The organism is Chitinophaga lutea, assembly GCF_003813775.1.
Lineage (GTDB): Bacteria > Bacteroidota > Bacteroidia > Chitinophagales > Chitinophagaceae > Chitinophaga > Chitinophaga lutea.
In genome coordinates this window covers 2,226,244-2,241,532 of record NZ_RPDH01000001.1, presented here as the reverse complement: position 1 = coordinate 2,241,532, position 15,289 = coordinate 2,226,244, and the positions used below count along the sequence as shown (strand labels likewise).

The 15,289-nt window shown below is 56.1% G+C and carries 10 protein-coding genes; 5 read left to right on the top strand and 5 right to left on the bottom strand.

Annotated elements, in window-relative coordinates; all coding sequences use genetic code 11:
• Positions 1-136 precede the first annotated feature (136 nt).
• The 4 genes from EGT74_RS09035 to EGT74_RS09020 form a co-directional block, all read right to left on the bottom strand.
• A complete protein-coding gene (locus tag EGT74_RS09035) occupies positions 137-652 on the bottom strand; it encodes an AAA family ATPase (protein ID WP_123846182.1) in 516 nt (171 codons plus the stop codon).
• Entirely contained in the window at positions 649-1,275 is a 627-nt protein-coding gene (pnuC, locus tag EGT74_RS09030) for a nicotinamide riboside transporter PnuC (protein ID WP_123846181.1), read from the bottom strand. Before pnuC ends, EGT74_RS09035 begins: the two co-directional genes overlap by 4 nt.
• Before the next feature lie 45 nt (positions 1,276-1,320).
• Positions 1,321-2,976, bottom strand: coding sequence for a PNGase F N-terminal domain-containing protein (locus EGT74_RS09025; RefSeq protein ID WP_123846180.1), 1,656 nt, complete (start codon positions 2,974-2,976; stop codon positions 1,321-1,323).
• 84 nt (positions 2,977-3,060) lie between these two features.
• On the bottom strand, positions 3,061-3,642 hold the full coding sequence (locus tag EGT74_RS09020) for a NifU family protein (protein WP_123846179.1): 582 nt from the start codon (positions 3,640-3,642) through the stop codon (positions 3,061-3,063).
• A 117-nt stretch (positions 3,643-3,759) separates the two neighbouring features.
• On the opposite strand from EGT74_RS09020, the gene EGT74_RS09015 reads away from it, so the two are divergent.
• Positions 3,760-4,212 (top strand): methylglyoxal synthase, encoded by a 453-nt coding sequence (locus tag EGT74_RS09015; RefSeq protein WP_123846178.1) that lies wholly within the window; start codon positions 3,760-3,762, stop codon positions 4,210-4,212.
• A gap of 698 nt (positions 4,213-4,910) precedes the next feature.
• Here the strand turns inward: EGT74_RS09015 and EGT74_RS09010 are convergent.
• Positions 4,911-5,942: a DUF3500 domain-containing protein gene (locus tag EGT74_RS09010; protein ID WP_123846177.1), complete on the bottom strand. Its 1,032-nt coding sequence runs from the start codon at positions 5,940-5,942 to the stop codon at positions 4,911-4,913.
• A 506-nt stretch (positions 5,943-6,448) separates the two neighbouring features.
• On the opposite strand from EGT74_RS09010, the gene EGT74_RS09005 reads away from it, so the two are divergent.
• The 4 genes from EGT74_RS09005 (at position 6,449) to ypfJ (ending at position 15,286) form a co-directional block, all read left to right on the top strand.
• Positions 6,449-7,972, top strand: coding sequence for a glycoside hydrolase family 10 protein (locus EGT74_RS09005; RefSeq protein WP_246008159.1), 1,524 nt, complete (start codon positions 6,449-6,451; stop codon positions 7,970-7,972).
• A gap of 273 nt (positions 7,973-8,245) precedes the next feature.
• Positions 8,246-12,775, top strand: a complete 4,530-nt coding sequence (gltB, locus tag EGT74_RS09000; protein WP_123846175.1) for a glutamate synthase large subunit — start codon at positions 8,246-8,248, stop codon at positions 12,773-12,775.
• A 35-nt stretch (positions 12,776-12,810) separates the two neighbouring features.
• A complete protein-coding gene (locus EGT74_RS08995) occupies positions 12,811-14,286 on the top strand; it encodes a glutamate synthase subunit beta (RefSeq protein WP_123846174.1) in 1,476 nt (491 codons plus the stop codon).
• A gap of 160 nt (positions 14,287-14,446) precedes the next feature.
• The gene (gene ypfJ, locus EGT74_RS08990; protein ID WP_123846173.1) at positions 14,447-15,286 is read left to right on the top strand and encodes a KPN_02809 family neutral zinc metallopeptidase; all 840 of its coding nucleotides are present in this window, start codon (positions 14,447-14,449) and stop codon (positions 15,284-15,286) included.
• Positions 15,287-15,289: the final 3 nt, after the last annotated feature.

Sequence of the window (15,289 nt, the reverse complement as noted above, 5' to 3'; positions counted from 1 at the left end):
TTTGTAATAATTATCTTTAACCTATTGTGCGGTTATGATTCATTCGTATCCTAATATGCTGATTTCTTCAAAAATTATCCCGTCGGGTCAAGAACGCTGCCAGAAATCTCTATTTAATTAGTAAAAAACCTTCCGATCATTGCCACCCCTCCACGGCCGCAACCGCGGTTTTCAGTCTTTCTTCATAGCTGCCGCGGACGTCTGCCCAGGGCAGGCCGGAGTTGATCACGATGTCGCGGTAAATGTTGTAGAAATATTCGCGCTCTTCTGGCCGCGGGTGTTCCCGCTGGGGGTCGTCTTCCCAGGGAATGTCGATATAGGTCAGCAGGTAGCCGTTGTACCGGCGGCCGGCGATGAGGTCGAGGATGCGCGGGTCGCAGTCGCCGTACTTCGCTTCGCTCCACACTTTGATCACGTAGAGGTCGGTATCGCAGATCAGCAGCCCGCCCGCCTGCGCGGCCGCTTCGTCTTCGGCCCGCAGCTGTCCTTCCGCGATGGTCAGGAGATCGTTTTCTTCATACGGCCGGTTCAGCGTTTCGAGGTAACCACGCGCGAACTCTTTCACCCACACGGTGTTGAAATGCGCGGCCAGCTGGGCGCTCAGCGTACTTTTCCCGGTCGACTCCGGACCTATGACCACTATTTTTTTCAAGATTTATTTTCGTTTAGTTGCAGGCGGTAGAGCTTCAGCCAGTGAAAATACCCGTTTACCGCCACAATAAACAGGAAGATGGTTAAAAAGGCGTACAGCGGCTGGGCTTTGTAAAACAGCAGCGGCACCGCTACAAAGTTGGAGACGTTCAGGAAGATCCAGTTTTCGATCTTGCGCCGCGCCAGCAGCCACATGCCGCTCCAGGCGGTAGACGATACGAAGGCGTCGAGCACGGGCACGGTGGAATCGGAAAAGTGTTCCAGCACGAGGTAAATCACTCCCCAGCCGAGCAATGCGATGGCCAGGGCGATGCCCATCTCCCGGCCGTCGGTGCGCGATATTGCCACCTCTCGGTGCCTGCGGTCGCGGTGCGTCCAGTGGTACCAGCCGTACACGCTCATGATGAAATAATACACGTTCAGGGCCGCTTCGCCGTACAGGCCCACGCCGGGCTGCACGTAGGCGTATACGATCAGTACCGTGCTGATGATGCCGGTGGGGTATACCCACACGCTGTTCTGCCGCGAACACAGCACGCTCACCACGCCGAACAATACGGCCGTCACGTCGATCCACGTCATTTGCTGCAGCCCGTCTATAATGCCCTGTAAAAGTTGTTGCATATAAAAAATTGGGGTTGATGAAAAACTCATCAACCCTTATGAAGATTATTCTTTGTCGCCGATAAGCACACCGGACACGTTCCAGGCGCTGAAGCTGCCGCCCTCGGGTTTACCCAGCGGGATGGCCACCTGCAGCGTATGCGTGCCGGGTTTCAGGTCGTGCAGCGGGATCTCTACCGGCAGGGTGAGCGTGCCCGGGCACCAGTTGGATCGGCTCAGGTCGGACGACGAAAGGCCGTTGCCGAAATTGCCGGATGCCGGGTTGAGCAGGCGGTATGTGCCGCAGTCTTCGCGCCAGGGGGTAAAGTGGTACACTCTTTTGCCGTCCGCAAAAATCTCGTTCTGTTTCGGCACAAACTCGTCGCCGCCGCCCCAGCCGCCATGGCCGGTGGTGATATAACGCAGCTTCAGGTTCTTTACGCCTTCGGGAATGTTGACCGTTACGGTGAGGGAATCGGTGTCGAACATGGTGCCGTATTCCTGTCCCGCCATTTCCATGAGGTTGGTGCTGTTGAACACGGGCATGATCCAGGTTTTGGAGGCGGCGCTGTTTTCGCCGTCGTAACCGGGATAATATTTGAACTGGAGGCTGGCTTTGTGCCCGCCTTTATCGTAGTTGCCGATGAAGATGCCGATCCACACCTCGCCCTGCAGGCGCGGCAGCAGCGCGGTGATGTCCTGTTTGAACACGGCGGAGTCCGCCCAGTCGTACCCTTTGATTTTAGCCTGCGCGTTGAAGTGGCGCACGCCGAAGGGCGTGAAAAAGCGCATCAGTTCCAGCGGCGGCAGGTACTGGTCAGTAGCCGTTACGCCCTGGTATTTTTTGCCGTTGCGCGCGTTGTATAACGGCAGCGCCTGTACGCCTTTTTCAAGGCCGTCGAGGAAAGAAACCGCTTTGTCGGTGGGGATCATGAATACGGATCCCGTACGGTCGTACGCATCGCCGTTGGAGTACTGCACCAGTTCCGCAAACAGCCGCTGGCCCGGTTTGGCGGCGGGCAGGCTTACTTTTTTGAGGATAACGGTGCCGCCGGAAAAGCGGTAAACGGTGTTCAGCTGGTTCGGCGCCGGGTTGGCGGGATTGTTGCCGAAGGCGATCTGCTCGCGGTCGAATATACCGAGGGTGGTGTAGCGGCTTTCGATCACCTGGCGCTGGTACGTGGGCTCGTCTACCAGCGTGCCCCACGAAGCCGGCCACGACAGCTCTTCTTTGGTGACCGGGCGGTAGGTGATGTTTTTGGCGAAGGTTTCCGCGTTGCCGTTGCGGATGGTTTTCAGCACGAGGCCCAGGCCCGGCGCGATGGTGATGTTGGGCGTGCCTTTGATTTTCAGGTCGTTCGTGTACCAAACCTCGATGGTGTTGGAGCGGATGAAGACCTTTGCTTTTTTACAGGGGATGCCCAGGATGGTGTCTGTACCCGGCAGCAGTTCCGGTTTCACATATTCCGCGAAGGGTTTTTTCAGTGTATAGCCGCCCAGCACCTGGAAACTGGCCTGCTGGCCGGTGTGGAGGAATTGCTGCTCGGTTTGTTTGCCCTGCGGCGCCAGCCGCACCTGGGGGCCTTTGATAAAGAGTTGCTGTTCACTGCGCGTTTCTTTTCCGTTGTTCCGGAAACCGTACGTTACCACGGCTTCGGTTTGCTGTGCGTTCACGGGCGCGCTGCAAACGCCCAGCGCGCATCCTAATAAAATCCATCTCATGGGTGTAAAACTAAACAATCGTACACGAAAAAAGCGCAACCGGTAAGGCTGCGCTTCTAACACTATCATTCACTCAACTATGGCTTATTCAGCTTCCGCCACCACTTCTTTCACTTCGGGGATCATCCTTTTCATCATGCCTTCGATGCCGGCTTTGAGGGTGATCATGGAAGAGGGGCAGCCGGAACATGAGCCCTGCAGCATGAGGGTCACCACACCATCCTGGTAGTCTTTGAACTGGATGGCGCCGCCGTCCATTTCCACTGCGGGTTTTACATGATTTTCCAGCAATTCCTTGATACGTTGCACTACGTCGCTTTCGTCTCCGGTAAATACGGGACCTGCCACGATTTTATCTTCATTGATCACGGCGCGGTTGTCTTCCAGGTATTCCTTCAGGAATTGTTTGATGGTCGGGATCACATCCGTCCAGTCCGTATCGTTGGTTTTGGTAAGCGTAACGAAGTTGCTGCAGATGAACACACCCCTGATGAAGGGGAACGTGAACAGTTCTGCCGCCAGCGGCGAAGGTTCGGTGCTGGCCGCATCAGGGAAATCGATAGATTTATTCGGATACAGGAGCTTGTTCACCACAAACTTCATCGTTTCCGGGTTCGGCGTCATTTCCGTATAGATACTAATAATGGGATTTCCTGTTTTTATCATTATATACAATTTTCTCCCGCAAATTTAGCGAAAAATGGCGACACTTCCGGCCCTTCTTTTTCCCGGAAGAAACGGAGAAAACTAAAAAACGCTGATCTATTTAGTTATTTTTGCAATATGCAACTTACTAAAACTCTGCATGCCCGAAAGCGGATTGCGCTGATTGCGCACGACCACAAGAAGGCTGAAATGCTGGAATGGGCGGTGTACAACAAAACCGTGCTGGCCCGGCACGAACTTTATGCCACGGGTACTACCGGCAAAATCATCGAAGAGGCGCTGGACGTGTCCGTTCGCAAACTGCTGAGCGGCCCCCTGGGCGGCGATCAGCAGATAGGGGCTGCGGTGGCCGAAGGGCGCATCGACGTGATCATCTTTTTCTGGGACCCGATGGAGGCGCTGCCCCACGACCCGGACATCAAAGCCCTGCTGCGGCTCGGTGTGGTATGGAACATTCCCATGGCCAGCAACCGCGCTTCGGCGGACTTCCTGCTCACATCGCCCCTGATGCACCAGGAATATTCGGCCATACTGCCTGACTACAGCCAGTACCTGGGCCGCAAAGTATAACCCGCGCCGGCGGCTTCTTTCCCGGTATAATTCCACATTTTTGTTCATGTACTGCAGAGCGGAGGAAGGGTCTTTTCCCCTTTTGCCGGGTGGTTTTTGCCCGCTTGCCTGCCTCGATGCGAAGAATCCATCATTTTAAGCCCCATTTGCCGGCGTTTAGCGGCTTCCCACACACCGCCGGGCGCTTTTTCCACCTGTTCGGGTGTATTGTATGGATGTCAGTGCTTTGGTAACCCTATCCTCGTCCACTGTTCTCGCAATGCCCGCCTCCCTTGCCGGGAGGGGAAAATGTGCACGAGTGCAGCATATGGCTAAAATCGACCATGCCGCCATTTTTATCCTGTGCTGTAAAATTCCCCTTAACCCGCAGGGCAAAATGTGCATAAGTGTAGAATGTGGCTAAAATCGACCATGCCCGCCATTTTTATCCTGTGCTGTAAAAAATCCTCATTAACCCGCAGGCAAAAATGTGCATGAGTGCAGAATATGGGTGAATATCGACCGGGGGGCGTCATGTTATCCCGCTGCCCCGATCCCGGCCTGAAATTGTACGCGAATGGACAAAAATTTGATCTGAGTGGAGATTCTGAGGGCAAAAGACGAACCTACAACGAACCTACACTAGGGGAAAGACGAACCTACGCCCAAAAGGGAAGATTCGTTGTAGGTTCGTTGTAGCTTCGTTGTAGGTTCGTCTTTTACGGAGCCTTCACTTTGGCATGCCCCTGTTTATAATGCCGTAAAAGCACATCTTCCCCGAAATCGTTCTTCAGATCCCGGAAAGTGGTATGCACGTGATTGGCGTTGTTCTGGGTATTGTCGTATTCGATAATGAATGTGGGGCCCTGGATGCGGTAGTAGTGCCCGGCGCCCCAGGTTTTGCCGCCCGCCCAGGCAAAATGCAGGTTCGCCCAGCCGGCGGCGGTTATTTCTTTCCATAGCAAATCGGCCATCAGCTTGGTGTAACGGTCTACGTACACGGCCACCAGCTTTTTGAGCTGCTGTTGCTGGGCCGGCTGAAGCTCGGCATAGCCCAGTCCCGGCGGGTCCTGCAGCCAGGCTTTCCGTTTGTTGCCCGTGATGATGTCGGCCGGGGCTTTTTCGGCGATCACGGCTTTGGCGAGTTGGTCGCCGTTGAAGGTTTTAAGCAGGTCGAACGCCAGGAGGGATTCTTCTTTTAATATCTGTTGCCCTTTCTGCGGGCCGTCCGGCACAATGGCGGGGTTGGCGCCCATGAACGCCGGGGTGCCGGTGATCAGGGTGCGGTCGGCAGCCGAAAAATTGAGGGAGAGGTGATGCCCTTCCATCCGCCAGCCCCAGGGCTTGCCCGTAGCGGGCTCCCCGAAAAAGGAAAAATAATATTTACCCGGGTCGCGGTAACCATCGTCCGGGCCGCGGCCTTCGAGGGCGCGCAGGATGTGCTCGGTTTCCACGATGGCGGTGGCTTTTTTATAGCCTTCACCGCTGAGGCAGGTTTTCAGCAGCATATATGCCTTGCTGCGCTGGGCGTCGGTCATTTCTTTCAACGGCAGCCCTTTCCGGGCGCGGGGAACGAAATGCCAGTTGAAACGCTCTTCTTCGTCCCAGGGAAAACAGGCCTGGCGGCATTGTGCCGTGTCCAGTACGGCGATAAACGCCTTTGCGGCTTTTTCGATGTCGCCGGGAGCGGACTGTGAAAATGCCGTGCCCCGAAACAGTAATATAGATATGAGGAGGAAGTGACTTTTCATGCGCGTGGAATGTGTCGTATCAAAATACAACTGTTTTGGGAGGAATGGAAGTACCGGTAATTAAAGGCGACCGGGAACAGCGGTAACACCCCGCATGCTGCGACCCGGCGTTCCTTCCGGCCGTGCTTCATGACCGGCAACAATTACCAGCGGCACAGCCGTTGATAAAACAATGATGTGCAAATTCGCCGGGGTTGCCATGCCGGAGCATTCCGTCTTTTCCGAAACCGTGTACACGGCACAGCGCGGTACATCCATTCCCGGACAGCGTTGCGCCAGCCCCGGCCGGACGCTTGCTTTATACACGCAGGCTCAATGCCGGGTTTTCCCTGTTCATTCATCACTTATCAACAACCTTAAAACGCACTTAAATTTTTATCCTGCCGTTATTCCGGCGTCACATTTGCTGGTAATGAGTGTGTTCCGCATTTGGGATTTGGCACCCGGCGCTTTATTTTCGCAATTTTCAGGGATAAACGTAACAGGAAAAAATGGTGAAGTATCTATTGGCTGGATTATTATTGTGCGGCGGCATGGTGCAGCAAGGCAAAGGGCAGTTGCCTCCCAAAAGGGAATTGAGGGCGGTATGGGTGGCCACTATCGAGAACATCGACTATCCGTCGAGGAAAGGCCTCAGCTCACAGCAGCAACAGCAGGAGTTTATCGCCCTGCTCGACCGGCACCAGCGCAACGGCATCAACGCCATCATTTTCCAGGTACGCCCGGTGAGCGACGCGTTTTATGCTTCGCCCTACGAGCCCTGGAGCGAATATCTCACCGGCAGGCAGGGTCAGCCGCCCATCCCCTATTACGATCCGCTGGAGTTCATGGTCACGGAAACGCATAAACGCGGCATGGAGTTCCACGCCTGGTTCAATCCTTACCGCGCCATCGCCAACATCCGCACCAGCAGCGTTGCCCCCAACCACATCACCCGGCTGAAACCGCAGTGGTTCGTTACCTACGGCGACAAGCGGTACTTCGACCCCGGCATCCCCGAGGTGCGGACCTATGTGACCGATGTGATCCGCGACGTGGTGAAGCGCTACGACATCGACGCCGTGCATTTCGACGATTATTTTTACCCTTACCGGATCGCCAACCGCGAATTCCCCGACGGCAATTCTTACCGGACGTACGGCAAAGGCCGCTTCATCGACGACTGGCGGCGGTCCAACGTAGATACCATCATCCAGATGCTCGGCGCCGCCATCAAGGCGGAAAAACCCTGGGTGAAATTCGGCATCAGCCCCTTCGGCGTATGGCGCAACCGGGATAAAGATCCCGACGGCTCGGCCACCCGCGGCCTCTCCAACTACGACGACCTGTATGCGGACGTCACCAAATGGCAGCGCCTGGGCTGGATCGATTACCTCATGCCGCAGCTGTACTGGGAGTTCGGCCACCGGCTCGTTCCGTACGAGGTACTGGTGAACTGGTGGGGCGCCCACAGTTACGGCCGCCATATGTATATCGGCCACGGCGCTTACCGCCTGGGAAGCTCCGCCAGCTGGCGCGATCCCGGGGAGCTGCCGCGCCAGGTACAGGCTACCCGTGCCCTGAGCACCATCCAGGGCAGCGCTTTTTACAGTTCAAAGTCGTTCGACGGCAACCCCCTCGGCATTACCGACTCCATGCGCAACCACCTCTACCGCTACCCCGCCCTGCGGCCTACCATGCCCTGGCTCGACAATACGGCGCCCAAAGCGCCCTATTTCACGGACGCGTTCGAAAAACCCGACGGGCTGGAGATCCGCTGGGCCGACGACGACACCAGCGGTCAGACGCGGCAGTTCGTGCTGTACCGTTTCGAGGAGGGGCAGGTGATCAATATCAACGACCCCACGAAGATCATCGGGCTCATTCCGCAGATGCCCGACCCGATGGTGATCGACCATAGTTATATTAAGGGGCGTAGTTATATTTATATCGTTACCGCTCTTGACCGTATGCAGAACGAGAGCATGATCAGCGATCCCATGCGGGTTTTCGTGAAAAACGGGAAGGTGGAATTCGACTTCGAACCCTGACGCACATAGTTTTACACAACTTATTACCACGGCCGGGATCAACCCGGCCTTTTTGTTGCCCAAAACCCCTTTCAATTTTCATAAATTTCAAATAGACCGGCTGCCGATTTTAAATATTTCTAAATTTTTACCGTTTAATAGAGTTTTATGTAAAAAATACCGCGATCCTTTAGTATCTTTAAACCGTTCCCAAAAGCAATTACGGTACATCCACCCGGGGGAAAGTCCCTGACGGGGAGCGTGTATCTGAAAAGGAAAAAATCTATATAGCCAATGCGAAAAGTGAGCCAAGAGCAAGGTTTGTATCGTCCGGAATTTGAACACGACGCGTGCGGTACAGGCTTTACCGCACATATTAAGGGGCGCAAGTCCCACCAGATCATCCGGGATGCTTTGACCATGTTGGAAAACATGGAACATCGCGGTGCCTGCGGTTGTGAGCGTACGACAGGTGACGGGGCCGGTATTCTGATCCAGATGCCGCACGAGTTTTTATATGCGGAATGCCTGAAACTGGGCATTCGTCTCCCGGAAACCGGTAAATACGGTGTGGGCATGGTATTCTTCCCGAAAGAACCCCGCTGGCGCGAAGAGTGCCGCGAAATCATACAACGCTGCGCCGAAAAAGTAGGGCTCGACATCCTGGGCTACCGTAAAGTGCCCGTTCGTCCCGACGGCATCGGTGAAACCGCGCTTTCCGTTGAACCGGAAATCGAACAGCTGTTTATCGCCTGCCCCTACCAGATCTCCGACCCGGAAGAATTCGAGCGCAAACTGTTCGTGCTGCGTAATTATATTACCAAAACGGTACGGAACTCCATTCCGAAAGACAAAGCCGAGATCTATTTCGCCTCCCTCTCGCACAAGATCATCGTATACAAAGGCCAGCTCACCACTTACCAGGTAGGCCATTATTATACGGACCTGCGCGACGAAAGGATGGTATCCGCATTCGGGCTTATCCACAGCCGTTTCGCCACCAATACTTTCCCCAGCTGGAAACTGGCGCATCCGTTCCGGTACATTGCCCACAACGGTGAGATCAACACCCTGAAAGGCAACCTCAACTGGCTCCGCGCCGGCGAGAACAGCTTCGTGACCAAATATTTCACGCCGGAAGAGATGGAAATGCTCGCCCCGATCGTGGAAGAAGGCCAGTCCGACTCCGCCAGCCTCGATAACGTGATTGAACTGCTCAACCTCACCGGCCGCTCCCTGCCGCACGTGATGATGATGCTCATCCCCGAAGCATGGGATGGCAACGACGCGATGGACCCGGTGAAGAAAGCATTCTACGAGTACCATGCCTCCCTGATGGAACCCTGGGACGGCCCGGCCTCCATCTCTTTCACCGACGGCAAGATCATCGGCGCCACCCTCGACCGGAACGGACTCCGCCCTTCCCGCTTCGTGGTAACGAAAGACGATCGTGTGATCATGGCGTCTGAAGCCGGCGTACTGCCCATCGATCCGAAAAACGTGAAAGAAAAAGGCCGCCTGCAGCCCGGCAAGATGTTCGTGGTGGACATGGAACAGGGCCGCATCATCGGCGACGAAGAGCTGAAACAGTCCATCTGTTCCCAGCAGCCTTACGCCGAGTGGCTCAACAAATACAAGATCCGCCTCGACGAACTGCCGGAGCCCCGCGTTACTTTCACGCACCTCGAAAAAGAACAGATCTTCAAATACCAGCGCGCTTTCGGTTATTCCACCGAAGACCTGGAAACCATCATCGCCCCCATGGCGATCGATGGCAAAGAGCCGGTAGGCTCCATGGGTACCGATGTGCCCCTGGCGATACTCAGCGATCAGCCGCAGCACATCACCAGCTACTTCAAGCAGCTGTTCGCCCAGGTGACCAACCCGCCGATCGACCCCATCAGGGAACGCCTCGTCATGTCGCTGGCCACCTTCCTGGGCAACAACGGCAACCTGCTCGATGAAGATCCGCTGCACTGCCATAGCGTGGCGCTGCCGCACCCCGTGCTCACCAACTACGAACTGGAAAAGATCCGCAGTATCGATACCGGTATCTTCCAGGCTAAAACGCTGCATACCTATTTCAAGGCAGACGGGAAACCCGGCTCCATGGAAAAAGGCCTGGCGCGCCTGTGCCGTTACGCAGTGGATGCCGTGGAAGACGGATTTGAAGTGATCATCCTGTCTGACCGCGCCATCGACTCCGAGCACGCCGCCATTCCTTCCCTGCTGGCACTTTCCGCCGTGCACCACCATCTCATCCGCAAGGGTTACCGCGGCCAGGTGGGGCTGGTAGTAGAAGCCGGCGACGTATGGGAAGTACATCACTTCGCTACCCTGCTGGGTTTCGGCGCCACCGCCATCAACCCGTACCTCGCCCTCAGCACCATCCGCGATATGCGCCTGAGCGGCAAAATGCAGACGGAGATGGATGTGGACAAACTGAAAAAGAACTACATCAAAGCCGTGTGCGAAGGCCTGCTGAAGGTGTTCTCCAAAATGGGCATCTCCACCCTGCAATCATACCAGGGCGCGCAGATCTTCGAAATCCTCGGCATCAACAAAACCGTTGTTGATAAATATTTCACCGGCGCCGTATCCCGCATCCAGGGCATGGGGCTCGACCAGATCGCCCAGGAAACCCTGGCCAAACACTGGACCAGCTACGGCCGCAAGGACACGCCGGTTCAACGCCTGCCCACGGGCGGTGTGTACCAGTGGAAACGCAAAGGCGAGTTCCACCTCTTCAATCCGACTACCATTCACCTGTTGCAGTATTCAACACGGATGAATGACTATAACATTTTCAAGAAATACTCCAAAGCCGTGAACGAGCAGAGCGAAAAAGCCGCTACGCTCCGGAGCATGTTCACCTTCAAGCGCAACCGGCCTTCCGTGCCGCTCGAAGAAGTGGAATCGGCTGAAAGTATCCTGAAACGTTTCGCCACCGGGGCGATGAGCTTCGGCTCCATCAGCCACGAGGCGCACTCCACGCTGGCCATCGCCATGAACCGCATCGGCGCGAAAAGCAATACCGGCGAGGGCGGTGAAGATGAAATGCGTTATGAGTTATTGCCCAACGGCGATTCCATGCGCTCCGCCATCAAACAGGTGGCCTCTGCCCGCTTCGGAGTAACGAGCTACTACCTCACCAACGCAGACGAACTGCAGATCAAGATGGCACAGGGCGCCAAGCCCGGTGAAGGCGGGCAGTTGCCCGGCCATAAGGTAGACGACTGGATCGGCAAGGTGCGGCACGCCACACCCGGTGTGGGCCTCATTTCCCCGCCGCCTCACCACGATATCTATTCCATCGAGGACCTGGCGCAGCTCATTTTCGACCTGAAAAACGCCAACCGCGCCGCCCGTATCAGTGTGAAACTGGTATCCAAAGCCGGTGTGGGCACCATCGCAGCAGGTGTGGCCAAAGCACACGCCGATGTGATCCTGGTATCCGGCCACGACGGCGGTACCGGTGCTTCGCCCATCAGCTCCATCAAACATGCCGGCCTCCCCTGGGAGCTCGGCCTGGCCGAAACGCACCAGACCCTGGTGCGCAACAAACTCCGCAGCCGCGTAACGGTGCAGACGGACGGGCAGCTCAAAACCGCCCGCGACATCGCCATCGCCACCCTGCTGGGCGCCGAGGAATGGGGCGTAGCCACTGCCGCGCTGGTGGTAGAGGGTTGTATCATGATGCGTAAATGCCACCTCAACACCTGTCCCGTTGGCGTTGCCACACAGGATCCCGAGCTGCGCAAACGCTTTGCCGGCGACCCGCAGCACGTGGTGAACTTCTTCCACTTCCTGGTGGCCGAGTTCCGCGAAATCATGGCCGAACTGGGCTTCCGCACCGTGGAAGAAATGGTGGGCCAGGTAGAAGTGCTCAAAGTACGCGACAACATCACCCACTGGAAATACAAAAACCTCGATCTCTCCCCGATCCTGTACAGGGAACCCGCTTCAGACGAAACCGGGCTGTACAAAACGGAAGAGCAGGATCACGGGTTGGCCGAAGTGCTCGACTGGCAGCTGCTGAAAGCTTCCAAAACCGCACTGGACAGCAAAACCCGCGTGTACGGACAGTACAAGGTGAAGAATACGGACCGTACCATCGGTACCATCCTTTCCAACGAAATTTCCAAGATCTATAAAGGCGAAGGCCTTCCGGAAGATACCGTGCATTTCAAATTCACCGGTTCCGCCGGCCAGAGCTTCGGCGCGTTCAACACCAAAGGTGTAACGCTCGAACTGGAAGGGGAAGCGAATGACTACTTCGGCAAAGGGCTGTCCGGCGCCAAGCTCATTCTGTATCCCTCTACGGAAGCAGGTTTCAAAGCGGAAGAAAACATCATTGCCGGCAACGTGGCCCTTTACGGCGCTACCTCCGGCGAGGCGTACATCCGCGGTAAAGCCGGCGAACGCTTCTGCGTACGTAACTCCGGCGCCACGGTGGTAACCGAAGGCACCGGCGACCACGGCTGTGAATACATGACCGGCGGCAGGGCGGTGATACTGGGTGAAACCGGCCGCAACTTCGGCGCGGGCATGAGCGGCGGTCTTGCTTTCATTTACGATGTGAAGAACACGTTCGCCAGCCGCTGCAACCTGGACATGATCGACCTGGACCCGCTGGGCGAGGAAGATGCCGCACAGCTCCACGACCTGATCACCAAACACCACGCCTACACGAACAGCACCGTGGCCAAGTTCATCCTGAGCGATTGGGAAAACCAGCTGCGCCATTTCGTGAAAGTATTCCCGAAAGAATACAAGGCCGCGCTGAAAGCAGCTGCGCAAAAAGGAGTGAAGAGCAAAGCGTAACAATCAACTTTTAAAGAGATCAAGCAGAGACAGATATGGGCAAACCAACAGGATTTCTGGAATTTACAAGGGAACTGCCCGGCAAGGCAGCCCCTGAAAACCGGGTAAAACATTACAACGAATTTATGGAGCGCTTCGCTGAGCCCAAGCTCAACGAACAGGCGGCGCGCTGCATGAACTGCGGCGTACCTTTCTGCCACAGCGGATGCCCGCTGGGTAATGTGATCCCCGAGTTTAACGATGCGGTGTACCGTAAAGACTGGCAGGAAGCATACGATGTGCTCACCTCCACCAACAACTTCCCGGAATTCACCGGCCGCATTTGTCCGGCCCCCTGCGAAAGCGCCTGCGTACTGGGCATCAACCAGCCGCCGGTAGCCATCGAAGAAATCGAGAAACACATCATCGAAATAGCGTTCGACAAAGGACTGGTGAAAGCCAAAGCGCCCCGTATGCGCACCGGCAAGAAAGTGGCCGTGATCGGCTCCGGCCCCGCAGGCCTCGCCGCGGCAGCCCAGTTGAACTACGCCGGCCACAGCGTGACCGTGTTCGAGCGCGACGATAAACCGGGCGGACTGCTCCGCTACGGCATCCCGGATTTCAAATTGGAGAAATGGGTGGTAGAGCGCAGGATCAGCCTGATGGAAGAAGAAGGGATAGTGTTCCAGTGCAATGCGAACGTGGGTGTGAACGTTAGTGTGAATGACATCCTCCGTGAATACAATGCAGTTGTGCTGGCAGGTGGCTCCACCATCCCGCGCGACCTGGCCATTCCCGGCCGTGAGCTGAAAGGCGTGCATTTCGCGATGGACTTCCTCAAACAGCAGAACAAACGCGTCAGCAAGCTGGCCGTTGAAGGCGAAGATATCATGGCCACCGGCAAAAACGTGATCGTGATCGGCGGCGGCGATACCGGCTCCGACTGTGTGGGCACCTCCAACCGCCATGGCGCGGCCAGCATCATGCAGCTGGAATTGATGCCCAAACCTCCCGGCATGCGTACCGAATTTATGCCCTGGCCTACATATCCCATGGTGCTGAAAACCTCCACTTCGCACGAAGAAGGGGCCGACCGCAAATGGGCCATCGCCACCAAAGCGTTTATCGGCGACGAAAAAGGCAACCTCAAGGCGCTGAAACTGGTGGATCTCCAGTGGGCGCTCGGTGAGGGCGGCCGTCCCGCCAGCTTCGTGGAAGTGCCGGGCTCGGAAAGAGACGTTCCGTGCGAGCTTGCTTTGCTCGCCATGGGCTTCATACAACCGCAGCATAAAGGCATGATCGACGATCTCGGTGTGGAAACCGACGACCGCGGGAATGTAAAAGCAACGGAAAAAGCTTATCAAACCTCCATCCCCAAGGTATTCGCAGCCGGCGACATGCGCCGCGGCCAATCCCTGGTGGTATGGGCGATCAGTGAAGGACGGGAATGCGCGAGAAAGGTAGATGAGTTCCTGATGGGCAGCTCCCAGCTGGAGAGCAAGGATCATTCACTGATGTTCCTGTCCATGTAATCAATCAGATTTTAAAGTTTTCTCATAAGCAGGTTTAGATTTTGTTGTAACCTTCAGCCGGGCCGGGTTTTTACCCGGCCTTTTTTTTGCTGTACGGGATAATGTTACGGCGACTGTATTTTTCCCTAAATTTAGGGGACTAACCAAAACCTCACATTTTATGCGTTGGCAAGGACGCCGTGAAAGCGGCAACGTAGAAGACCGCCGCGGTTCGCGGGGAGGGCTGATTGCCGGTGGCGGCATCGGCACCATCGTGATCGCCCTGCTTGTTTATTTCCTCGGCGGCGACCCCTCACAGGTCGTGAATACGCAGCCCGGCGCGCCACAGGGGCAGTTATCCCCGGAACAGCAGGCCAAAGAAGAGGAATCGGCCAAGTTCGTGAAAGTGGTGCTGGCGGAAACGGAAGATGTGTGGAATAAAATCTTCGCCCAGAACAACCAGCAATACCAGGAGCCGAAGCTCGTGCTGTTTACCGAAATGGTACAGTCCGCCTGCGGCAATGCATCCAGCGCTTCCGGCCCGTTTTATTGCCCCGCAGACCAGCAGGTGTACATCGACCTGTCTTTTTACGACGAGCTGAAAAACAACCTGAACGCCCCCGGTGATTTTGCGATGGCGTATGTGATCGCCCACGAAGTGGGGCATCACGTGCAGAACCTGCTGGGCATTTCCGAAAAGGTGCAGCGCATGCGCGGCCGCCTCAGCGAAGCCGAATACAACAAGATGTCCGTAAAGCTCGAACTGCAGGCCGACTTCCTGGCCGGCGTCTGGGCCCATCATACCCAGCAGCTGCAGAACGTGATTGAGCCCGGCGATATCGAGGAGGCCCTCAACGCCGCCAACGCCATCGGCGACGACCGGCTGCAGAAACAATCCCGCGGGTACGTGGTGCCCGATGCCTTTACCCACGGCACTTCCGCCCAGCGCATGTACTGGTTCAAGAAAGGGTTCCAGACCGGCGACATCAAACAGGGCGATACTTTTAACAGCAATGAATGATCC